General features: G+C 75.1%; 4 protein-coding genes. 1 reads left to right on the top strand and 3 read right to left on the bottom strand.

Annotated elements, in window-relative coordinates; all coding sequences use genetic code 11:
- From L1885_RS23215 to L1885_RS23205, 3 genes are all read right to left on the bottom strand, one after another.
- Positions 1 to 1,419, bottom strand: a 1,419-nt coding sequence (locus tag L1885_RS23215; RefSeq protein WP_235799119.1) for a mannitol dehydrogenase family protein, incomplete at its 3' end; no start/stop codon positions are given.
- Positions 1,416 to 2,630, bottom strand: coding sequence for a D-mannonate dehydratase ManD (manD, locus tag L1885_RS23210; RefSeq protein ID WP_235799118.1), 1,215 nt, complete (start codon positions 2,628 to 2,630; stop codon positions 1,416 to 1,418). The genes manD and L1885_RS23215, both read right to left, overlap by 4 nt.
- A gap of 115 nt (positions 2,631 to 2,745) precedes the next feature.
- Positions 2,746 to 4,269 (bottom strand): MFS transporter, encoded by a 1,524-nt coding sequence (locus tag L1885_RS23205; RefSeq protein ID WP_235799117.1) that lies wholly within the window; start codon positions 4,267 to 4,269, stop codon positions 2,746 to 2,748.
- Between the two features lie 163 nt (positions 4,270 to 4,432).
- Here L1885_RS23205 and L1885_RS29270 point away from each other — a divergent pair, with 163 nt between their 5' ends.
- The gene (locus L1885_RS29270) at positions 4,433 to 5,134 is read left to right on the top strand and encodes a GntR family transcriptional regulator (RefSeq protein WP_235799116.1); all 702 of its coding nucleotides are present in this window, start codon (positions 4,433 to 4,435) and stop codon (positions 5,132 to 5,134) included.
- The last annotated feature ends 40 nt before the right edge of the window (positions 5,135 to 5,174 follow it).

Here is a 5,174-nt window from a genome sequence, read left to right as displayed (position 1 = left end):
CGTGCCCGGCACGGGCAGGGCGTCCGTGATGCCGGCGACCAGCGCGCCGTCCGCGGCCAGGTCCGACGCGCCCAGCAGGGCGAGCAGTTCGCGTACCGCGTCCGCCGGGGACCGCGAGGACCAGGCCCCGCACAGCCGGGCTGCCCCGGGGTCGTCGTACGGCACGCCGTCGCGCGTGGACGCCGCCCACACCGCCAGCGCGGCCGCCAGCCGGGGCGTGTCCCGGCCCCCGGCGCGCAGTTCCCGCAGGGGGACGAGCCAGCGTTCCGGGATCTTCAGGGAGCTGTCCGCGGCGATCTGGTCGAGGCGGTGGCGGACCGCCGGGTTGCGGAACCGCGTCACCAGCCCGTCGACGTACGCCTCCGGGTCGAGGCCGGGCGCCGCGGGCAGCGTGGGCAGCACCTCGGCGCAGTACCCGCGCACCGCCTCCTCGCCCCAGTCCGTCGCGAGCACCTCGGCCACCGTGCGGCATCCGGCGCGCAGCCCGAGGTGGGCGAGGAGCGAGTGCGCCCCGTTGAGGAGCCGCAACTTGGTGAGCTGGTGGGGCGCCACGTCGGCGACGAACCGCGCGCCGCCCGCCTCCCAGCGCGGGCGAGCCCCGGCGAACCGGTCCTCCAGCACCCACTGCGCGTAGGGCTCGCAGGTGACGGCCGCCTCGTCGCGCACCCCGAGGGCGTGCGCGGCGGCGGCCAGGTCCGCCCCTGTGGTGGCCGGGACGATCCGGTCCACGACGGTGGCCGGGAACGCGACCGCGCCCGCGTCGATCCACTCCAGCAGCGCGTCACGTTCGGGCCAGGCGGTGGCCGCGGCGAACTCCGCTACGAGACCGGCCAGTACGGGCCCGTTGCCGGCCATGTTGTCGCAGCACACCACCGTCAGCGGGGCACCCGAGGCACGCAGCCTGGCCCGCAGGCCCGCCGCAAGCTGCCCGACGGGGGTGGTGTGCGCGCCGCGGTCCGGGTCGGCCGCGAGGTCACCGCGCACCAGGGGGTCGGCGAGGTCGAGGCCCCCGCCCGGCTTCCTGCGGTAGCCCTTCTCCGTCACGGTGGCGGTGACGACGGCGGTCGCGGCCGCCGACAGCAGTCCCCGCAGCCGCGGGGCGTCCTGCGTCGCGTGCAGGGTCTCGGAGAGCGCGCCCACGACCCGCGTGCTCGGGGACCCGGCGTCCCGGAAGGTCACCGAGTAGAGGTGGTCCTGGGCACGCAGGGCGTCCAGGACCCCGCGGCTGCGCTGGGCCACGCCGGCGATGCCCCAGTCCTCCCCGGCCGCCTCCGTGTACAGGGCCTGGTGTGCCCGGTGGAAGGCGCCGAGGCCCAGGTGGACGATGCGGGGCGGCCGGCCGCCGGGGCGGCCCGCGGGGCGTGCGGCGGCGGGCAGCGCGGGCAGGGCCGCGGCCGACAGGCGGGTCACGGCGCTCACCAGTCGTGCACCGAGCCGTCGCGGCGGCGGCTGACGGGCAGGTACTTGGGGTCGTAGGGGAAGCGCTCCGCAGCCTTCTCGTCGAAGGCGACGCCGAGCCCCGGGGCGGCGGAGGGGTGCAGGGCGCCGTCGCGATAGGTGTAGCCGGGCGTGAACACCTCCAGGGCGAGCGGGTCGTGCGCCATGTACTCCTGGATGCCGAAGTTCGGCACCGTCACGTCGAGGTGGACGGCGGCGGACATGCTGACGGGCGAGAGGTCGGTGGCGCCGTGGGAGCCGGTGCGCACCTGGTACAGCTCCGCCAGGTGGAAGATGCGCCGCAGGTGGGTGATGCCGCCGGCGTGCACGACGGAGGCCCGGATGTAGTCGATGAGGCGCTCGGAGATGAGCCGCTCGCAGTCCCAGATCGAGTTGAAGACCTCCCCCACGGCGAGCGGGGTGCGCGTGGCACCGCGCACCTGGCGGAAGTTCTCCTGGAGTTCGGCGGGCGTCGGGTCCTCCATCCAGAACAGGCGCAGTTCCTCGATGCGGTGGCCGAGCTGCCCCGCCTCGGTCGGGGTGAGCCGGTGGTGCACGTCGTGCAGCAGGTGGAAGCCGAACCCGAACCGCTCGCGCACGGCGGCGAGGTAGCGGGGCGCGAAGTCGAGGTAGTCCTCGGTGTGCCAGGACTGCTCGTCGGGCAGGGAGGCGGCGGCCGGTTCGTAGCCCTGTCCGTCGCCGTGGCGCACCCCGTAGCTGCCCGGTGAGCCGGGCACTGCGGCCTGCGCGCGGATCGCCGTGAAGCCGAGGTCCTTGAACCGGTCAACGTCGTCGAGGAGTTCGGCCGTGTCCCGGCCGCTCGCGTGGCCGTAGACCAGGGCGCCGTCCCGGGCGAGGCCGCCGAGCAGGTCGTACACGGGCATCCCCGCGACCTTGCCCTTGATGTCCCACAGCGCGGTGTCGACGGCGGAGATCGCACTCATGGTGACGGGCCCGCGGCGCCAGTAGGCGCCCTTGTAGAGGTAGTGCCACATGTCCTCGATGCGGGCAGGGTCGCGGCCGATCAGCAGGGGCACGAGGTGGTCGCGCAGATAGGACGCGACGGACAGCTCGCGCCCGTTGAGGGTGGCGTCGCCGAGGCCCGTGACGCCGTCGGACGTGGTGACGCGGAGCGTGACGAAGTTGCGTCCGGGCGAGGTGACGAACACCTCGGCGGCGGTGATGGTGGCCATGGGCCTCTTCTCTTTCCGTCGGTGGTGGCGGGTCCGCCCCGCGCGGGCGCCGCCGGGTCGGGCACGCGGGGCCGTGCGAGGGGGCGGTGCCCCGGGTGCCGGGCGGCCGGGTGCGTCAGGCGGCCGGGCCGGCGTCGCGCCGCGGCCACTGGGCGTACTCCCGGCCGCCGAGCCTGCCGGGCGCGGTCTCGGGCAGGGTGCACAGGGCGACGATACTGACGGCGATCAGAGAGCCGACGTACAGCGCGTCCCAGGTGTACGAGCCGCCGCCCGCGATCAGGAGGGCCGCGGCCACCACCGTGAAGGGGCCGCTCGCGATCATCGAGCCGAACTGCCAGACCAGGGACACCCCGCTGTAGCGGGCCCCGGAGGGGAACAGTTCGGGGAAGTAGCTGGCCTGCGGGGCGTACGTGCCGGCGTGCCCGAGCGCGAGCCCCGCGACCAGCGCCGCCACGACGACGGCGGTGTTCCCGGAGCGCACCGCCTCGAAGGCGGGCACCACGAGCACGAGGTTGAGCACGGCGGCGGCGAGGAACACCGGCCTGCGCCCGACCCGGTCGGTGAGCCGGCCGAGCAGCGGGAGCGCGACGAGTTCGCAGATCACCGCCACGATCACCGCGTCCAGGACGGGGCCGGTGTCGTGGTGCAGCGAGTCCGCGTACGACACCAGGAAGACGGTGTAGAAGGGGAAGACGGCCGCCTCGACGAACTTGGCCAGCAACCCGCCGACGAGTTCGCGCCGGTGGTGGGCGAACAGCGTGCGCATCGGCGACGGCGGACTCTGCGGCCGGTTCTCCTCGACGGCGCGGAAGGTCTCCGACTCCTGGACGCGCCCGCGCACGAACAGCCCGACGAGGACGACGAAGGCGCTCAGCCAGAACGGCACCCGCCAGCCCCATGCCAGGAACGCGTCCTCGGACAGATGCCCGTGCAGGACGGCGAACAGCGCCGTGGGGACGAGGTACGCGGCGGGCGAGCCCAGTTGGACGAGGCTCGCCCACAGACCGCGCGCGGCCCGGGGAGCGGCCTCGGCGGTCAGCAGGATCGCGCCGCCCTGCTCGCCGCCGACCCCGAATCCCTGGACGAGCCGCACGAACACGAGGGCCACGGCCGCCCAGACGCCGATCTGGTGGTACGTGGGCAGGCAGCCGACGGCGAATGTGCCGAGTCCCGTCAGCAGCAGCGTGAAGACGAGGGCGCGCTTGCGGCCGAGGCGGTCGCCGACCAGCCCCCACACGAGCCCGCCGAGCGGCCTGCTGAAGAAGCCGACGGCGTAGGTCGAGAACGAGGCGAGCGTGCCGAGGGCGGGGTTCACGTCCGGGAAGAAGATCTTGCTGAACGCGAGCGCGGACGCGGTGCCGTAGATGAAGAAGTCGTAGTACTCGGCGACCGTGCCGACGACGGAGGCGAAGACGACCCGCCGCAGCGCCCGCGGGGGAAGACCGGATCCCGGCCCGCCGCCCCGGCCCCCGGCGGCGGCGGACGCGTCGCCCTCGGACCCGGCCGGTGCGCCCGATCCGGGGCCGCGCGGGTCCGGGGAGCGCGGGACCCGCGCGGAACCGGGGCCGCCCGGCGCCGGGGAGCCGGGACACCGCGGCGCCGGGGAAGAGGCCGGGGGTGGTGGGGGTGATCCGCTCATCGCTGCGTCCTCGTGCCCTTCGTCATCGGGAGGTGTCGGCTACCATACAAGTACGTCAGCGGGCGGGGTCAAGACCCGTCCGCCCCGGCCCGTCACCGTCCCGTGGGGCCGGGCCCCGGGCGCGGTAGCGTCCCGGTGACGTCGGTTCGGTGAAAGGGAGCCCGTGGCCAACACCCGGCAGCAGGTGCACGAACAGCTGCGCGCGCGCATCATCCGGCTCGACCTGGAGCCGGGTTCCGCGCTCTCGGAGAACGACCTGGCCGCCGAACTCGGCGTCTCGCGCACCCCGGTGCGCGAGAGCCTGATCCTGCTCGGCGACGAGGGCCTGGTCGACGTCTATCCGCAGCTCGGCACGTTCGTCTCCCGCATCCGCCCGGCCGACGTGGCCTCGGCGCAGTTCGTCCGCGAGGCACTGGAGTGCGCGGCACTGCGGGACGCCGTGGGGCGGGCGAGTCCGCGCGACCTGACCGATCTGCGGCGCCTGCTGCGCGCCCAGGGCGACGCGGCCGAGGACGCCGACATGGACGGCTTCTTCCGCCTGGACGAGGACTTCCACGCCCGGCTGATGGCGGTCGGCGGCCACGCCTCCGCCTGGCCGGTCGTCGCGCAGGCGAAGGCCCAACTCGACCGCGCGCGGCGCCTGTCGCTGCCGCTGACGCAGCAGCTCCCGCTGCTGATCGGTCAGCACACTGCGGTGGTGGACCTGCTGGAGGCGGCCGACCCGGCGGCGGCCGAGGAGTCGCTGCGGGAGCACCTGCGGCTCGTCTTCAGCGACGTCGAGAAGATCCGGCGGCGGCACCCCGAGCTGTTCAGCGAGGACGGCGAGACGCCGCGGCCCCGCAGGAAGCCGGTGGCGCGCCCCTGACGGGCCGGCCGCGGGAGGCACGCCGGGCGGCCGCCCGCCC

The sequence above is a fragment of the Streptomyces fuscigenes genome (genome assembly GCF_021556455.1).
Lineage (GTDB): Bacteria > Actinomycetota > Actinomycetes > Streptomycetales > Streptomycetaceae > Streptomyces > Streptomyces fuscigenes.
The sequence above is the reverse complement of the archived record's forward strand: the minus strand, read 5'-3'. Positions and strand labels throughout refer to the sequence as shown.

What these genes read in the sequence shown, in the direction of transcription:
- manD (WP_235799118.1), bottom strand. Translation starts at nt 2,630, where the DNA reads ATGGCCACCATCACCGCCGCCGAGGTGTTCGTCACCTCGCCCGGACGC.
- L1885_RS23205 (WP_235799117.1), bottom strand. Translation starts at nt 4,269, where the DNA reads ATGAGCGGATCACCCCCACCACCCCCGGCCTCTTCCCCGGCGCCGCGG.